1 protein-coding gene and 1 riboswitch are annotated in these 2,857 nt (G+C 73.3%); the gene reads left to right on the top strand.

The window, feature by feature from the left end:
- Positions 1–151: 151 nt before the first annotated feature.
- Positions 152–245, bottom strand: a riboswitch (SAM riboswitch).
- Positions 246–458: 213 nt separating this feature from the next.
- Complete coding sequence (locus GTR00_RS18200; protein WP_166612988.1) at positions 459–2,792, top strand: immune inhibitor A domain-containing protein; 2,334 nt, start codon at positions 459–461, stop codon at positions 2,790–2,792.
- Positions 2,793–2,857: the final 65 nt, after the last annotated feature.

Below are 2,857 nucleotides of genomic sequence, written 5' to 3'. Positions count from 1 at the left end.
GTGCCGCTGCGGTTCCGCCGCCTGTCGCTGACGACCCGCGGTCGGGAGGGGTTCCGCGGGTCGTCAGCGACAGGCGGCGGAACCGCAGCGGCACAGGTCGACGTGCCGGCGCGAGTGCAGCTCGGTGGTGCGGTCCTGCGTCATGCCGTGCCCTCCATCGGTCCTGGCGGAAGCACCCACGCCCTGCGGGAGGGGGGTTGCTGCGGCGTCGTCGAGCCAGGTCTCTCGGCCGCTCTCGATGGTCGTGGGGACACCGTGCCCGGCGCGGGGCCGCCGTGTCAACCGCCCCGCCCGGCCGCTCCCCGAGGACAGTTCGACGGGGCACTCTGTTAACGGTCTGTTACGTGTCTTGACGAACCGTGTGGGTGACATAAAGTCGCACCCGGCCGCCCGACACCGTCGCCGGAGACCCTCCGGCGCGCGGGCGCCACCCCCCGTCGAGACCAGGAGCACGTGCGTTGAGAAGAACCCTGTGCGCCGTCGTGGGCGCCGCGCTCGTCGCGGCCACCCCCGCGGTCGCCTCCGCGGCACCCCCCGCAGCACTCCTCGCAGCACCCCCCGCAGCACCGTCCGCTCCCGCGGCACCCGCGAGCCCCGCCCAGGGGGCCGCCCCCGGCGTCCAGGGCACCGGCCGCGCGCACGACCTGCCCGACCCGCTCGGCGACAAGCAGCGCGCCCTGCGCCAGGCCGGCCTGGAGAAGGTCCTGCGCGGCGAGGCCACCCCGCGCGGGGACGGCGGGGTCGTCGAGGTCGCCAAGGGGCAGTTCGTCGAGCTCGCCCGCGAGGACACCGACCAGATCTTCACCGTGCTCGGGGAGTTCAGCGACCTGCCGCACAACCGCATCCCCGCACCGGACCGGTCGGTGGACAACACCACCATCTGGACGCAGGACTTCTCCCAGCCGTACTACCAGGACCTGCTGTTCTCGCAGGCCGACGGCGACGTGTCGATGGCCGGCTACTACGACGAGGTCTCCTCCGGCCGCTACACGGTCGAGGGCACCGTCACCGACTGGGTGCGCCTGCCCGGCACCGGCGCCTCCTACGGCGACAACGCGCTCGGCGACGCCGCGGCGTGGAGGTTCGTCAACGACTCCCTCAACGGCTGGTACGCCCAGCAGCTGGCCGCCGGCAAGTCGGCCGCGCAGGTGGACCAGGAGCTGTCCCGGTTCGACCAGTGGGACCGCTACGACTTCGACGGCGACGGCGACTTCGACGAGCCCGACGGCTACATCGACCACTTCCAGGCCGTGCACGCCGGCGAGGGCGAGGAGGTCGGCGGCGGCGCCCTCGGGCAGGCCGCCATCTGGTCGCACCGCTGGTACAACCGCACCACCCCCGTCGGCACCGGCGGCCCCGTGGTCGGCAGCACGGCCAACCCGCTCGGCGGCACCCGCATCGGGCAGTCGAAGTACTGGGTCGGCGACTACACCGTCGAGCCGGAGAACGGCGGCGTCGGCGTCTTCGCCCACGAGTTCGGCCACGACCTGGGCCTGCCCGACCTGTACGACACCTCCGGCAACTCCGGCGGCGCGGAGAACTCCACCGCGTTCTGGTCGCTGATGTCCTCCGGCTCCTACGGCAGCAGCGGCCGCCCCGAGGACGGCATCGGCACCGAGCCGATGCACATGGGCGCCTGGGAGAAGCTGCAGCTCGGCTGGCTCAACCACGAGGTCGTCGCCGCCGGCGCCAGGGCGAACACCAAGCTCGGGCCGGCCGAGGCGAACACCAAGCAGGCCCAGGCCCTCGTGGTGAACCTGCCCGACCGGGAGGTCACCACGACGATCGGCACCCCGTACGAGGGCGCGGACTTCTGGTACTCCGGCTCCGGCGACGACCTGGACAACACCATGCTCGCGCCGCTGCCCGCCGGCGCGGACGAGCTCACCGCGAAGGTGAAGTACGACATCGAGACGGACTGGGACTACGCCTACGCCGGCTGGTCCACCGACGGCGGCAGGACCTTCACCGCCCTGCCCACCAGCCGCTCCACCACCACCGACCCCAACGGCCAGAACCTCGGCCAGGGCATCACCGGCACCAGCGGCGGGCAGTGGGTGGACCTGCGCGCCCCCCTGGCGGGCGTGCCCGCCGGCGCGCTGGTCGGGTTCCGCTACTGGACCGACGGCGCGGAGTCCCGCCCCGGCCTGCAGGTGGACGCCGTGCGCCTGGGCGGGACCCCGGTGACCTCGTGGACCCTGGACGGGTTCACCGTCAGCACCGGCACCGCGACGGAGTCGTTCTTCAACGCCTACCTCGCCGAGTACCGCCAGTACCGCGGCTACGACGCCAGCCTGGCCACCGGCCCGTACAACTTCGGCGACCGCTCCCGCCCGGACTGGGCCGAGCGCTACCCGTACCAGGACGGCCTGCTGGTGACCTACTGGAACTCCCGGTACGCCGACAACAACGTCGGCTCGCACCCCGGCGGCGGGCTCGTCCTGCCGGTCGACGCCCACCCGGGCCTGCTGCACGAGCCCACCGACGACGAGGGCGCGAACCGCACCGACGGCGAGAGCTGGCGCCCGCGGGTGCAGTCGTACGACTCCACCTTCGGCAAGCAGGCCACCGACCGCATCACCCTGCACGACCCGGACACCGGTGCGGCCGGCACCTACGGCGGCCTGCCCGCCGTGCCGGTCTTCGACGACACGAAGGACTGGTACGTCGCACCCGGTGAGCAGCCCGACGCCGACGGCTGGTCCGGCGTCGACGTGCCCAGGACCGGCACGAGGATCACGGTCGTGAGCACCAGCGCTCAGGACTCGTTCATGCAGGTGCGCGTCGGCTGACCCGACCCCACCCGCAGCGGAGGCCCGCCGGCGCACGCCGGTGGGCCTCCGTGCTCCCCCCCGTG

The organism is Kineococcus indalonis, from assembly GCF_009906395.1.
Classification (GTDB): domain Bacteria; phylum Actinomycetota; class Actinomycetes; order Actinomycetales; family Kineococcaceae; genus Kineococcus; species Kineococcus indalonis.
This window is presented reverse-complemented; position numbering and strand designations above follow the sequence as displayed.